The 13,048-nt window shown below is 70.1% G+C and carries 13 protein-coding genes and 1 riboswitch; of the genes, 10 read left to right on the top strand and 3 right to left on the bottom strand.

Annotation, left to right across the window (positions count from 1 at the left end; all coding sequences use genetic code 11):
• The first annotated feature begins 6 nt into the window (after nt 1-6).
• The 6 genes from rsfS (at nt 7) to LCL61_RS03515 (ending at nt 5,882) form a co-directional block, all read left to right on the top strand.
• Entirely contained in the window at nt 7-411 is a 405-nt protein-coding gene (rsfS, locus tag LCL61_RS03540; protein WP_016332398.1) for a ribosome silencing factor, read from the top strand.
• Complete coding sequence (locus LCL61_RS03535; protein WP_340685488.1) at nt 408-1,022, top strand: histidine phosphatase family protein; 615 nt, start codon at nt 408-410, stop codon at nt 1,020-1,022. Before rsfS ends, LCL61_RS03535 begins: the two co-directional genes overlap by 4 nt.
• A 4-nt stretch (nt 1,023-1,026) precedes the next feature.
• Nucleotides 1,027-1,755, top strand: coding sequence for a diglucosylglycerate octanoyltransferase (gene octT, locus LCL61_RS03530; RefSeq protein WP_340685487.1), 729 nt, complete (start codon nt 1,027-1,029; stop codon nt 1,753-1,755).
• Nucleotides 1,756-1,765: 10 nt separating this feature from the next.
• Complete coding sequence (locus LCL61_RS03525; RefSeq protein WP_340685486.1) at nt 1,766-2,611, top strand: DegV family protein; 846 nt, start codon at nt 1,766-1,768, stop codon at nt 2,609-2,611.
• A 146-nt stretch (nt 2,612-2,757) separates the two neighbouring features.
• Nucleotides 2,758-3,480, top strand: coding sequence for a ComEA family DNA-binding protein (locus LCL61_RS03520; protein ID WP_340685485.1), 723 nt, complete (start codon nt 2,758-2,760; stop codon nt 3,478-3,480).
• Nucleotides 3,477-5,882, top strand: a complete 2,406-nt coding sequence (locus tag LCL61_RS03515; protein ID WP_340685484.1) for a ComEC/Rec2 family competence protein — start codon at nt 3,477-3,479, stop codon at nt 5,880-5,882. Before LCL61_RS03520 ends, LCL61_RS03515 begins: the two co-directional genes overlap by 4 nt.
• Nucleotides 5,883-5,899: 17 nt before the next feature.
• Here LCL61_RS03515 and thrC read toward each other — a convergent pair whose 3' ends face one another.
• Nucleotides 5,900-7,165, bottom strand: coding sequence for a threonine synthase (gene thrC / locus LCL61_RS03510; protein ID WP_005158594.1), 1,266 nt, complete (start codon nt 7,163-7,165; stop codon nt 5,900-5,902).
• Between the two features lie 13 nt (nt 7,166-7,178).
• A riboswitch (SAM riboswitch) is annotated at nt 7,179-7,312 on the bottom strand.
• 135 nt (nt 7,313-7,447) lie between these two features.
• On the opposite strand from thrC, the gene holA reads away from it, so the two are divergent.
• On the top strand, nt 7,448-8,431 hold the full coding sequence (holA, locus tag LCL61_RS03505; RefSeq protein ID WP_340685483.1) for a DNA polymerase III subunit delta: 984 nt from the start codon (nt 7,448-7,450) through the stop codon (nt 8,429-8,431).
• Nucleotides 8,432-8,581: 150 nt separating this feature from the next.
• Here the strand turns inward: holA and rpsT are convergent, their stop codons facing one another.
• Complete coding sequence (gene rpsT / locus LCL61_RS03500) at nt 8,582-8,842, bottom strand: 30S ribosomal protein S20 (RefSeq protein ID WP_007034798.1); 261 nt, start codon at nt 8,840-8,842, stop codon at nt 8,582-8,584.
• Between the two features lie 357 nt (nt 8,843-9,199).
• Here rpsT and LCL61_RS03495 point away from each other — a divergent pair, with 357 nt between their 5' ends.
• Both LCL61_RS03495 and LCL61_RS03490 read left to right on the top strand, forming a co-directional pair.
• On the top strand, nt 9,200-10,078 hold the full coding sequence (locus LCL61_RS03495) for an EamA family transporter (protein WP_340685482.1): 879 nt from the start codon (nt 9,200-9,202) through the stop codon (nt 10,076-10,078).
• Nucleotides 10,079-10,101: 23 nt separating this feature from the next.
• On the top strand, nt 10,102-10,476 hold the full coding sequence (locus tag LCL61_RS03490) for a VOC family protein (protein WP_007034800.1): 375 nt from the start codon (nt 10,102-10,104) through the stop codon (nt 10,474-10,476).
• Here the strand turns inward: LCL61_RS03490 and LCL61_RS03485 are convergent.
• The gene (locus tag LCL61_RS03485; RefSeq protein WP_340685481.1) at nt 10,473-11,060 is read right to left on the bottom strand and encodes a class I SAM-dependent methyltransferase; all 588 of its coding nucleotides are present in this window, start codon (nt 11,058-11,060) and stop codon (nt 10,473-10,475) included. The two genes, LCL61_RS03490 and LCL61_RS03485, sit on opposite strands and share 4 nt — an antisense overlap.
• 113 nt (nt 11,061-11,173) lie before the next feature.
• On the opposite strand from LCL61_RS03485, the gene lepA reads away from it, so the two are divergent.
• A complete protein-coding gene (lepA, locus tag LCL61_RS03480) occupies nt 11,174-13,015 on the top strand; it encodes a translation elongation factor 4 (protein WP_126729564.1) in 1,842 nt (613 codons plus the stop codon).
• Nucleotides 13,016-13,048: the final 33 nt, after the last annotated feature.

The raw sequence follows: 13,048 nt of genomic DNA, 5'->3' as shown, positions 1-13,048 counted from the left end.
AGAACTGTGACAGCCACGTCCGAGGCACGAGAGCTGGCCGTAGCGGCCGCCCATGCGGCGGCGGACAAGAAGGCGAGCGACGTGGTCGTGCTGGACGTGTCCGACCAGCTGGTGATCACCGACGCCTTCGTCATCGCCTCCGCGCCCAACGAGCGCCAGGTCGGCGCCATCGTCGACAACGTCGAGGAGCAGCTCCGGCTCGGCGGGCACAAGCCCGTCCGCCGTGAGGGCGCCCGTGAGGGCCGCTGGGTCCTGCTGGACTACGTCGACGTCGTCATCCACGTCCAGCACCAGGAGGAACGCTCCTTCTACGGTCTCGAGCGGCTCTGGAAGGACTGCCCGCGGATCGAGGTCGCCGGTCTGGAGACACCCGCCGAGGAGGACCCCGCCGACGCGCAAGGCGCCTCGTGAGCCCGCGGCGGCTAGTGCTCTGGCGCCACGGCGAGACCGACTACAACGCGGCGGGCCGGATGCAGGGGCATCTGGACTCCGCGCTGACCCCGGTCGGCTGGAACCAGGCCAGGTTCGCCGTGCCCGCGCTCGCCCGGTTCTCTCCGGATCTGGTGATCGCCTCGGATCTGCGCCGCGCCACCGACACGGCCACTGTGCTCACCGAGGCCATCGGCGTCCCGCTGCGGATCGACAAGCGTCTCAGGGAAACCCATCTGGGTGAATGGCAGGGCTTCACCGGCCAGCAGGTCGACGAGACGTACCCCGGGGAACGCGCACGCTGGCGCGTCGACGCGACCTGGGCACCACCCGGCGGTGAGTCGCGGGTCGACGTCGCCGAACGGGCGTTGGAGGTCGTCGCGGACCTGGACCAGCCCAATTCCGGCGCGGGCGACGCGGTACTGCTGGCCACGCATGGCGGCCTGATCATCGCGCTGACCGCGAAACTGCTCGGCCTGCCGGTCGCCTCCTGGCCGTCGCTGGGCGGGATCGCGAACTGTCACTGGGTCGAGCTGACCAGACGCGACGGCAACTGGCGGCTGGCCGCCTACAACGCGGGCATCACCGGCTGATCCCATGGCCCCGCGCCTGCTGGTGTTCGGCGATTCCCTCAGTTTCCACGGCCCCGACGGCCCGCTCGCCGCCGACGACGCGCGCCTGTGGCCGAATATCGCCGCCGACGCGCTCGGCGGCGGGAGCGTGGACCTCGTCGCCGGGTTCGGCTGGACCGCCCGTGACGCCTGGTGGTCGTTGATCGGTGATCCGCGTGTCTGGGCCGATCTCCATCACGCCGACGCCGTCGTACTGGCCGTCGGGAGCATGGATACCCTGCCCTCGCCGCTTCCCACCTACCTTCGCACCGGCCTCCGCTACCTTCGGCCCGACCCGCTGCGGCGCGTGGTACGCAAGGCGTATCTGGCCGCTCAGCCGCGGCTCGCGATCGCCCTCCGAGGACGTCCGGTGGTCCTGCCGTCGAAGCTCACCGTCCAGTATCTCGACACCGCTGTCGGAGCTTTGCGCACGCTGCGACCGGAGCTTCCGGTCTTCGGCATGCTGCCCTCCGTGCATCGATCCGACTCGTACGGCCGCGTCCACACCGCCCGCGCCGGTGCCGCCGCGGCCATCGCCGCCTGGGGCCGGCGCGCGGACGTCCCGCTGCTGGATCTCGGAGCCGTCGTCGGCGACCACGTGCTGAGCGGGCGGGGCAATCCGGACGGGATGCACTGGGGGTGGGAGGGACATGCCGCCGTCGGCGCGGAAATGGCCCGCCTGATGGCCCCGGTGCTCCGCTCCGCGGCAACGTAGGCTGACTGCCGTGTCGGTCGCCGTAGTCACGGATTCCACCGCCCACCTGCCGGAAGGCTTCGCCGAACGGAACGGGATCCGGGTGGTCCCGCTGCACGTCCTCGTGGACGGTGTCGTTTTCCTCGACGGCGTCGAAATGGGCCCCGCCGCTCTGGCCGAGGCACTCGGCAAACGCAGCCTGGTGACGACGTCCCGGCCGACGCCCGCCGAATTCGTCAAGGAGTTCCGGGCGGCGCTGGCCGACGGGGCGGACGCCGTCGTGTCGGTGCACCTGTCCCGGGAGTTGTCCGGGACCTGGGAGGCCGCGGTGCTCGCGGCCCAGGAGGTCGGGCCGGACAAGGTGCGCGTGGTCGATTCGCGCAGCACGGCGATGGGACTCGGCTTCGCCGCCCTGTGCGCGGCGAGTGCCGCCGCGGACGGGGCGGAACCCGCCGAGGTGGAGGCCGCCGCGGTCGACGCGGTGGGCCGCTCGGAGACCTTGTTCGCCGTCGAAACCCTCGAATACCTGCGCCGCGGCGGGCGGATCGGCCCGGCGGCCGCCCTGCTCGGCACGGCGCTCGCGGTGAAACCCGTGCTTCACATGTCCGAAGGCCGGATCCAGCCCTTGGAGAAAGTGCGGACGATGAATCGCGCGGTGGCGCGGCTGGTCGAACTCGCCGTGAAAGCGGCCGAAGGCGGGCTCGCCGACATCGCCGTCCACCATCTCGCTTCGCCCGAGCGCGCCGTCGAACTGGCCAACCGGCTCGAGGAATCCATCAACTGCCCGGACGGGTGCGTGGTCTCGGAGATCGGCGCCGTCATCGGGGCCCACACCGGCCCCGGCGTGCTCGGCGTCGTGATCCAGCGAGCGGGCTGAGGAAACCGTCCAGCGTCGCATACGACCCCGACGGAAACCGGTGATCCGGTCTCGGCCGTGCCCTGGTTGTCCACAACCCCCCACTTGTCCACAGCCTCGGGATTCACCACTGCCGCCCGCCGCTCCCGCTCCGTAGCGTCGGTCACGTGTTCGACCAAACCGCCCGTCCATCGGGACCCTCCGTCAACGCCAGGCTGGCGTGGCTGGCAGCGCAGCTGTCGTCGCCCACCCAGGGCCCGCCCGCGGGCAGGCTCGTACGCCGCTGGGTGCCCACCCGGTTCACGGCGGACGGGATCCCGGTGAACCGGCGGTGGTTCGTCGTGGTGGCCGTGCTGATCGCGGTGGCCGTGATCGTGACCGGCGCGATCGCCTTGTTCGGACACCGGCCGGGGGCGGAGACCCCGCCTCCCCTGCCGTCGGCGAAGGCCGCCGGAGACGTCCCCGCCGCGGCGGGGAAGGCGCCTCTGGTGGTCAGCGTCGTCGGCCGGGTCCTCAAACCCGGCCTGGTCACGGTCCCTCCGGGCGCACGGGTCGCCGATGCCCTCACGGCGGCCGGTGGGGCACAGCCCGGAACGGATCTGACCGGAGTGAATCTGGCCCGGCGGCTCACCGACGGCGAGCAGGTGGGCGTCGGCGTCCCCGTTCCGGCCGCGGCCGGAACGGCGGCACCGCCGGGGAAGCTCGACCTGAACTCGGCCACGGCCGAGCAACTCGACACCCTGCCCGGGGTCGGCGAGGTGATGGCGAAACGCATCGTCGACTGGCGGTCCGGGCACGGCGGGTTCACCAGCGTCGAGCAACTCCGTGACGTAGAAGGGATCGGCGAATCCAAATATCGAAAGCTCCGGGAAGTGGTGTCCGTCGGATGAACCCGTCCGCCGATCCGTCCGAAGTGGACACCGCGTCGTGGCGAGGGCAGGACTTGCGGTTGATACCGGCCGCGATGACTGCCTGGCTCGGCACTCTTTCCGGGCTGTTGGGCGGCTGGTGGATCACGATGCTCTGCGGTGCGGCCGCCGTGGTGCTCGCGATCGCCGCCGGTGTCCGTGCCCGCCGGACGGCGTCCCGGTGGGTGGCGGGCCTGGGTGCCCTGGCGGTCCTCGGCGTGCTCACCGCCGGTCCGGTGGCGCTGCGGATCCGGGCCGCCGAGCACGACGACCTCCGTGCCGCCGCCGCACGGGGGAGTGACGTCACCACGAGGGTGGTGGTCACCGAGCGGCCACGTCCGGTCCGCGGTGCCGGATACGCCGATCGCCGGGCAGGCACCCGCCTGGTGGTCATCGCCGCGACGGTGGACACCGCGGTGACGGGTGAGCGCGTGGTGGATTCGGCCGGCCGGATCCTCCTGCTCGCTCCCGCCGAGGGGTGGACGACCCTGTTGCCCGGGCAGCAGGTCACCGCCTCAGGGCGGCTCGCGCCGTCGAAGGGGGCTGAACTGACGGTCGCGGTTCTCTCGGTGCGAGGTCCGCCGTCGGCCCTCGGGCCAGCGCCTTGGTGGCAGCGAGCCGCGGAATCGCTGCGCGCCGGGCTCCGGGAGCTGTGCGCCGTCCTCCCGGAGGAGCAGGCCGGTCTCGTGCCCGGGCTGGTCGTGGGGGACACGAGCACACTGTCCCCGAGGGTCGAACGCGAGTTCACGGACTCCGGCATGTCCCACCTGATGGCCGTGAGCGGTGGGAACGTGGCGATCGTCTGCGGCTCGATCCTTCTCCTGCTGAGGATGCTCCGGGTCGGGCCGCGGACCTCCGCCGCCGCGGCCGCCGCGGGGCTCGCCGGGTTCGTGGTCCTCGCCGGGCCCGCGCCCAGCGTGCTCCGCGCCGGGGTGATGGGGGCGGTCGGGCTGCTGGCGCTGGCACTGGGGCGCCGGGGTTCGGCGTTGCCCGCGCTGGCGTTCGCGGTGGCCGGGCTCGTAGTGGCCGACCCCGCGATGGCCGCCGACTTCGGATTCGCGCTTTCGGTGCTGGCCACGGCCGGCCTGGTGCTGCTGGCGCCGAGGTGGGCGGAATGGCTGGTCGGACGCGGTGTTCCGGCAGGCTACGCCGAGGGGCTGACCATCCCGCTGGCCGCGTTCGTGGTGACGACGCCGGTCATCGCGGGCATGGCGGGATCGGTCAGTCTCGTCTCGGTGGTGACCAACGTGCTCGCCGCGCCGGTGGTCGCCCCGGCCACCGTGTTCGGTGTGCTCGCCACCGTCGTCGGCCCGTGGTGGCCGTCGGCGGGAAGGCTGCTGGTCCGCCTGACCGAACCCGAGGCGAGCTGGCTCATCACCGTGGCCCGCCACGGCGCCCGCGCACCGGGAGCGGTCATGGACTGGCCGGACGGCTGGTGGGGCGGGCTTCTGGCGGCCGGACTGCTTGTCGTCCTGCTCGTCGCCATCCGGCTGCGGCACGCCAGGATCCTCCTGGCGGTCGCGCTGGCCGCCGGGCTGCTGGTCTTCGTTCCGGTGCGAGTGCTGGCTCCGGCGTGGCCGCCGGCGTCGTGGAGTGCCGTCGCCTGCGACGTCGGGCAGGGCGATGCCGTCGTCCTCGCCACCGGCGAGCAAGGGCGGGCGGTCCTGGTCGACACCGGGCCGGAACCGGGGCCGGTCGACGAATGCCTGAGCAGGCTCGGCGTCGACCGGGTTCCGCTGATCGTGCTGAGTCATCTGCACGCCGACCACATCGGCGGCCTCGAATCCGTCTTCGAGGGCAGGTCGGTCGGGGCAGTCGCCGTCGGCCCCGGCCGGGCTCCCGCCTGGGCGTGGCAGCAGGTCGCGGACGAGACCGCGCGCCGCGGAATTCCCTTGCTGGAGCTGGAGATCGGGCAACGGCTGGACTGGCCGGGGTTGTCACTGGACGTACTGGGGCCGCGGTATGTCACCGGTCGATCGGTTCGCGAACAGGACGGCACAGTGATCAACAACGGTTCCGTCGTCCTGCGCGCCGGGACCCCGGCGGGCCGGGTGCTCCTGACGGGCGACATCGAGCTTGCCGCGCAGGCCGACCTGATGGCCGAGGGGGCAGAACTGCGTGCCGAGATCCTGAAGGTCCCGCACCACGGAAGCCGTTACACGGCACCGGATTTCCTCAACGCCGTCGCGCCGCGGGCGGCGTTGGTGAGCGTCGGCGCCGGAAACACCTACGGGCATCCGAACAAGTCCACTTTGGACAATCTGGTCGCCGTCGGCGCGTCGGTCGCCAGGACGGACACGGACGGCGACACCGCGGTCCTCGCCGACGCGCGAGGTCTCGCCCTGGTACGCCGGGGTGAGCCCCGCGGCCCGCCTCGTACTTGAGGCGGGCCGACGGGAACTCAGATGCCCAGAGCCTCGCGCACCGCGTCGGCCGAGGCGCTGACGGTGGCCTTGGGGCCGATCTTGTCCTCGACGGCGTCGAGGGTCTTGAGGCCGTCACCGGTGATCAGCAGGACGATCTCCTCGTCCGGGTTGAGCTTGCCGGTCTCGATGAGCTTCTTGGCCGTCGCCACGGTGACGCCGCCGGCGGTCTCGGTGAAGATGCCTTCGGTGCGGGCGAGCAGCCGGATGCCCTCGACGACCTCTTCGTCGGTGACGTCTTCGATCGCGCCACCGGTGCGGTTGACCACATCGAGGACGTAGGGGCCGTCGGCCGGATTCCCGATCGCCAGCGACCGGGCGATCGTGTCCGGCTTGACCGGTTGGACGACGTCGTGCCCCGCGCGGAAGGCCGCCGAGACGGGGGAGCAGCCGGTGGCCTGCGCGCCGAACACCTTGTACGGCGTCTCGTCGACGAGGCCGAGCTGCCCGAACTCGCGGAAACCCTTGTCCACCTTGGTGAGCTGGGAACCGGAGGCGATCGGCACCACGATCTGGGAGGGAAGCCGCCAGCCGAGCTGTTCGGCGACCTCGAAGGCCAGCGTCTTGGAGCCTTCCGAGTAGTAGGGCCGGACGTTCACGTTGACGAACGCCCAGCTCTCCTGCTCGGCGGCGAGCTGGGTGGCGAGCCGGTTCACGTCGTCGTAGTTGCCGTCGACCGCGATCAAGTCACCGTCGTACACGGCGGTGGTGAGGATCTTGGCGCGTTCCAGGGTCTTCGGGATCAGCACGACCGATCGCCAGCCGGCACGGGCCGCCGCGGCGGCCACGGCGTTGGCCAGGTTGCCGGTCGAGGGACAGGCGAGCACATCGAACCCGAACTCGCGCGCGGCCGCCAAAGCGACGGCGACCACGCGGTCCTTGAAGGAGTGGGTGGGGTTGCCGGTGTCGTCCTTGACCCAGACCTTCTTGACACCCAAGGCTTTCGCGAGCCTGTCGGCCTGGATGAGCCGGGTGGCGCCGGGTTCGGTGTTGGGGATCTCTTCGACGTTCGAGGGAACGGGAAGGAGTTTCTTGTAGCGCCAGATGTTCTTCGGTCCGGCTTCGATGTCCTCGCGGCGCACGCGGCCGAAGTCGTAGGCGACTTCGAGCGGCGAGAAATCCTCGGCGGAAACGAATTCGGGAGCGAGCGGCTGCCGGTGTCCCTCTTCCTTCGACACCAGTTCGACGGCCGGTCCGAGATCCGGGGTCTTGGTGGTGGAGGTCGTGCCGAGGGTTGCGGTCATCGCGAGGTTCCTTTCCTCATCTGCCCCGCCGTGGGCGGGCCGGAATTGGCACCGTGTTCGTCAGCTACCCCGCGATCGCGGGATGACAGGCTGACGCCGGTTGCCGGGGCTTCATCGGGCCGTTCCCTCTGCCCCTCTGGATGAGCGGTATTCGATTGTCGGCACGCGCATGATCGCGTCGCCTCGCCAACACCGTACGACATGAGGCTCGGCTGAGGCCACCGTGCCCGCAACACATCACCGGACAAAGCACACGAGAGGAGGAGTGGCAGGATCGTCACCGTGACGACGCAAGCTTCCACCCCATCGCCGCTGGTCCTGGTTCTCGGTGAGGAAGAGCTGCTGATCGAACGCGCGGTCCGCAGCGCCTCGGACGCGGCCAAAGCGGCCGATCCGACGGCGGATCTCACCCGGATCCGGGTGTCGGACCTCACAGTCCCGGCCCTCGCGGAGATGGTCAGCCCCTCCCTGTTCGCCGAAGGCCGGGTGATCGTCCTCGAGTCCGCGCACGACATTTCGCAGGAGCTAGCCGACGGGGTGATGGCCTACGTCAAGGCCCCCGCCGACGGCATCGTGCTCGTCGTCGTGCACAGCGGAGGTGGTCGGAGCAAGGCCGCGAAGGGGCTCCCCGCCGCACTGAAGAAGGCCGGTGCGGAGGTTGTCGAGTGCCCGAAGCTGACCAAGCCCGCTGAGCGGGAATCCTTTGTCCGCAACGAGGTCCGCCGGGTCGGCGGGAAGATCGACGGTGCTGCCGTACTCGCGCTGATCGACGCGGTCGGCTCGGATCTGCGTGAACTGTCGTCGGCGGCGACCCAGCTGGTCGCGGACGCCGGCGGAACGGTCGACGAGCAGGCGGTCCGGCGCTACCACCGGGGCCGTGCGGACGTGAACGGGTTCGCCGTCGCGGAGAAGGCCGTCGCCGGCGACAAGGCGGCGGCGCTGGAGTCGCTGCGCTGGGCGATGCAGCTGGGCGTACCGCATGTGCTGGTCGCGGACGCCCTCGCCGACGCCGTCCGGACGATCGCGCGGGTGTCCGGTGCCGGTCGCGGGAACCCGAACCAGATGGCGGGTGAGCTGGGGATGCCGCCGTGGAAGGTGCGCAAGGCCCAGGGGCAGGCCCGCGGCTGGGGCCAGGGTGGGCTCGCCACCGCGATGCGGGTGGTCGCCCGGCTCAACGCCGAGGTCAAAGGGGTCGCGGCCAACCCGGAGTACGCGCTGGAGCGCGCCGTCCTGGAGGTCGTCGCCGCCCACGGCGCAAGCCGCTGAACACGGCGAAGGGCCCCGGCGACATGCATTGGCCCGGTGACGTCACCCTCGGACAGGTACACCGGCAACTGGAGCGCACCATCGGGGAGNCGCCCTCGGCGGCGTCACCCAGATAGGCGACCCGCGTCGCCGGGGCCCTTCGAAAGCCGATCAGAGAGAGTTCGCGCGCTTCGCCAGCGCGGACTTCTTGTTGGCGGCCTGGTTGGCGTGGAGAACGCCCTTGGTCACGGCCTTGTCCAGCTTCTTGGCCGCGTCCTTCTGCAGCTCCAGGGCCTTGGCCTTGTCGCCGGCGTCGGCGGCCTCGCGGAACTTGCGGATCGCGGTCTTCACCGAGGACCGGATCGCCTGGTTGCGCTGACGCGCCTTCTCGTTGGTGGTGATGCGCTTGATCTGCGACTTGATGTTGGCCACGGGGGCGCTCCTCTTGAATCTCTCGGTGGTTTCACCGCCGCGCTGTGACCGGCCCTGCTGCTCGTGAGAGCGCGCGGGTTTCCTCCATGACGGAATGCCGCACGACGGTGAAAGACAAGCTTAACAGCCGTCCAGGGGTGGCTCGCGGCCACCTCGGGACGGGTGCTTGCGGTACGGTGCGGAGCGTAGTGCCTAGGGTTCCGCCGCCTGCCCGTTCAGCGAAACACACAATCAGGGCAGACGGGACAGGTCCGAGCGGCACCATCGGCGGGGCCGGAAGCGCCGCCGTTCATCTGACGGGACAAAAGCCTGGAGGACCGGTGTTTTCCGCGTGCGCGGAAACGTGAAAGGTCCGTCGTGAACGCCACCGCCCTGTCCTTCGTCGTCATCGCCGCAGTCATCCACGCGGGCTGGAACCTCGCGGCCAAGCGGATCCGTCGTGGCGGAGCCCGGTTCGTCTGGGCTTACTACAGCCTCTCCGCGATCCTGCTCGTCCCCGTCATGGCCGTCTCGCTGGCCGTGGAGCCGCAACGTCCACAGTGGACCTGGCTGCTCGCCGCGGTGGTCACGGCGGTGTTCCACGTCACCTACGGGATCGTCCTCCAGCGGGGCTACGCCGTCGGCGACCTTTCCGTCGTCTATCCCGTCGCCCGCGGTACCGGGCCGCTGATCTCGGTGCTCGCGGCCGTCGTACTGCTCGGCGAGCGGCCGGGGGTGCTCGGCCTGGTGGGCGCGTTCCTCGTGGTCGCCGGAGTGCTGGTGATCGGGACCGGCCGGGCATCGGCGCATGCCGACGCCGCCGATCGTGTCGCTCGCCGCAAAGGCCTGGTCTACGGACTGCTGACCGGGCTCACGATCGCCGCCTACACACTTTGGGACGCCCATTCGGTCACGGGCCTCGCGGTCCCGCCGATCGTCTACTTCGGAACCGGCGCGATCGTGCAGAGCCTCCTCATGACGCCGTACGCGCTGAGGGACCGCGAAGAGATCTCGTGGCTCTGGCGCGAACACAAGCGTGAGGTGTTCGTCGTCGGTGTGCTCTCGCCGGCCGCCTACCTGCTGGTGCTCTACGCCCTCCAGATCGCTCCGGTGAGCCTCGTCGCACCGGCGAGGGAGCTGAGCATCGTCCTGGGTGGCCTCGCCGCCTGGCTGGTCCTGGGGGAGGCGAACGCCGTCCGCAGGCTGGCCGGGTCGGTGGTGGTGCTGGCGGGGATCACCGCGATTGCGATGGCCTGAACCCATCCGGTAGGGATTGAGCCATGGACGTGCTGAGCAGCAGGGTGCTGATCCACCCGAAGGACCTCGACGTGTCGACGGCGTTCTATCGGGACACCCTGGGCCTGGCCATCGACAAGGAGTTCCCCGGCGGGACGGTGTTCTTCGCCGGGAACGGGTCGATCGAGATCGTCGGCACCGGGAAAACCGGCCCGACCCCGGACGTCGCGTTGTGGCTCCAAGTACGGGATCTGCCCGCGGCGCTCGAGGAACTCGCGGAGAAGGGTTTGGAGCCTGTCCGCGGGGCGCGGCGTGAACCCTGGGGTCTGGACGAAGCGTGGATCGCCGACCCGGACGGCACCAGGATCGTGCTGGTCGAGGTGCCGCGTGAGCACCCGTTGCGCACTGATCCGCGCTAGGCCGGCGGCTTGATCGCGCGCAGCTGAGCGGCGAGCGAGGCACCGAAACCCGGCGGTTCCCAGGTCCAGGTCTGCAGGTCGGTGAAGCCGGCGGCGGTCACTTCGTCGGCCAGCTCGTGCCGGGACACCGGCAGCCACTTCTCGTGCGCCGACAGCAGTAGCCGCCCGCCGGGCCGCAAGACGCGGAACAATTCGGCGAACCCGGCCGCCCGGTCTTCCCACAACTGCACGTTGTTGACGCTCAGGACCACGTCGACGCTCTCGCCCGGCTGACCTGTCGAGTCCGCGGTGCCGTGGCGCAGCTCCACCTCGTCGCCACAGCGGCGGCGCGAGCGGGTGAGCATCTCCGGGGAGGGGTCGACGCCGATCGCGCGGCCCGCGCGTTCGGCCGTGGCCTGGAGCCCGACGCCCGGGCCAGGGCCCACGACCAGGGCGGTTTCGCCCGACTCGATCGACGCCAGCTCGACGACGCGAAGTTCGGTGGCGGCGTTGCCGTGCTCCATCGCTCGGCCGCCGAACCGGCCGAGCAGTCCCCGGGGATGGCCGAACGTTCGGTCGAGTATCCGGGACAGTGAAGTGCTCATGCTTCGAGGGCACCACAGCTCATCACGGGCCGCATCGGGGATGACCCCCACTCGCACCCGGAGCGGCATGGGAACATAGAGGTGGCACACCCCGACCTTCGCGAGGAAACCCGTTGACGACGTTCGCCGACACGACCTTCACGCCCCCGGAGCTCATCCGGAACTTCTGCATCATCGCGCACATCGACCACGGCAAGTCGACCCTGGCCGACCGGATGCTGCAGCTCACCGGCGTGGTCGAGGAGCGGGCCATGCGCGCTCAGTACCTCGACCGCATGGACATCGAACGGGAACGCGGGATCACCATCAAGGCGCAGAACGTGCGCCTGCCCTGGAAGGTCGACGGCCAGGACCATGTCCTGCACCTGATCGACACCCCCGGTCACGTGGACTTCACCTACGAGGTTTCCCGGGCCTTGGAGGCCTGTGAAGGAGCGATCCTGCTGGTCGACGCCGCACAGGGGATCGAGGCGCAGACGCTGGCGAACCTCTACCTGGCGCTCGAGAAGAACCTGCACATCATCCCGGTGCTGAACAAGATCGACCTGCCGTCGGCCGATCCGGACAAGTATGCGGCCGAGCTGGCGCACATCATCGGCTGCGAGCCCTCGGACGTGCTCCGCGTGTCGGCGAAGACCGGCATGGGCGTGACCGAACTGCTCGACGAGTGCGTGAAGCAGGTCCCGCCGCCGGTCGGCGACGCGGACGCGCCCGCCCGAGCGATGATCTTCGACTCGGTGTACGACACCTACCGGGGCGTCGTGACCTACATCAGGGTCGTCGACGGCAAGATCACGCCGCGCGAGCGGATCAAGATGATGTCCACCGGCGCCACCCACGAACTCCTCGAGGTCGGAATCATCTCGCCGGAGCCCAAGGCCAGCAAGGGGCTGGGCGTCGGTGAGGTGGGTTACCTCATCACCGGGGTGAAGGACGTCCGGCAGTCGAAGGTCGGTGACACCGTCACCTCCGAGCGCAAGGGCGCCGAGGAGCCGCTCGCGGGCTACCGCGAACCGAAGCCGATGGTCTACTCGGGCCTGTACCCGGTCGACGGTTCGGACTATCCCGAGCTGCGTGAAGCACTGGACAAGCTCCAGCTCAACGACGCCGCGCTCGCCTACGAGCCGGAAACCTCCGTGGCGCTCGGGTTCGGATTCCGCTGCGGCTTCCTCGGCCTGCTACACCTGGAGATCACCCGGGACCGGCTCGAGCGCGAATTCGGCCTCGACCTGATTTCCACCGCGCCGAACGTCATCTACAACGTCGTGCTCGAAGACAAGAGCGAGGTCGTGGTGACGAACCCGTCGGACTGGCCGTCCGGGATGAAGATCTCCGAGGTCCACGAGCCGGTTTCGAAGGTGAGCATCCTGGCGCCGTCGGAGTTCGTCGGCACGATCATGGAGCTGTGCCAGGCCAAGCGCGGCACGCTGCTGGGGATGGATTACCTCTCCGAGGACCGCGTCGAACTGCGCTACAACATCCCGCTCGCGGAGATCATCTTCGACTTCTTCGACACGCTGAAGTCGCGTACGCGCGGCTACGCGTCCCTTGACTACGAAGAGGGCGGCGACCAGGTCGCCGACCTGGTCAAGGTCGACATCCTGCTTCAGGGTGAGACCGTCGACGCGTTCTCGGCGATCGTGCACAAGGACGCCGCGTACGGCTACGGCAACCGGATGGCGACGCGGCTGCGCGAGCTGATCCCGCGGCAGCAGTTCGAGGTCCCGATCCAGGCGGCCGTCGGGTCGAGGATCATCGCCCGCGAGACCATCCGCGCGATCCGCAAGGACGTGCTCGCGAAGTGTTACGGCGGTGACATCTCGCGTAAGCGCAAGCTGCTGGAAAAGCAGAAGGAAGGCAAGAAGCGAATGAAGACCGTCGGCCGGGTCGAGGTCCCGCAGGAAGCCTTCGTCGCCGCGCTGTCCACTGAGGACGCCGGGAGCAAGAAGAAGTAGGCGACACTTGCGAAAAGGCCGCTCGGATCGCGA

It is taken from the genome of Amycolatopsis coloradensis, assembly GCF_037997115.1.
GTDB lineage: Bacteria > Actinomycetota > Actinomycetes > Mycobacteriales > Pseudonocardiaceae > Amycolatopsis > Amycolatopsis coloradensis_A.
This window is presented reverse-complemented; position numbering and strand designations above follow the sequence as displayed.

What these genes read in the sequence shown, in the direction of transcription:
- octT (WP_340685487.1), top strand. Translation starts at nt 1,027, where the DNA reads ATGGCCCCGCGCCTGCTGGTGTTCGGCGATTCCCTCAGTTTCCACGGC.
- LCL61_RS03515 (WP_340685484.1), top strand. Translation starts at nt 3,477, where the DNA reads ATGAACCCGTCCGCCGATCCGTCCGAAGTGGACACCGCGTCGTGGCGA.
- thrC (WP_005158594.1), bottom strand. Translation starts at nt 7,165, where the DNA reads ATGACCGCAACCCTCGGCACGACCTCCACCACCAAGACCCCGGATCTC.
- LCL61_RS03490 (WP_007034800.1), top strand. Translation starts at nt 10,102, where the DNA reads ATGGACGTGCTGAGCAGCAGGGTGCTGATCCACCCGAAGGACCTCGAC.
- LCL61_RS03485 (WP_340685481.1), bottom strand. Translation starts at nt 11,060, where the DNA reads ATGAGCACTTCACTGTCCCGGATACTCGACCGAACGTTCGGCCATCCC.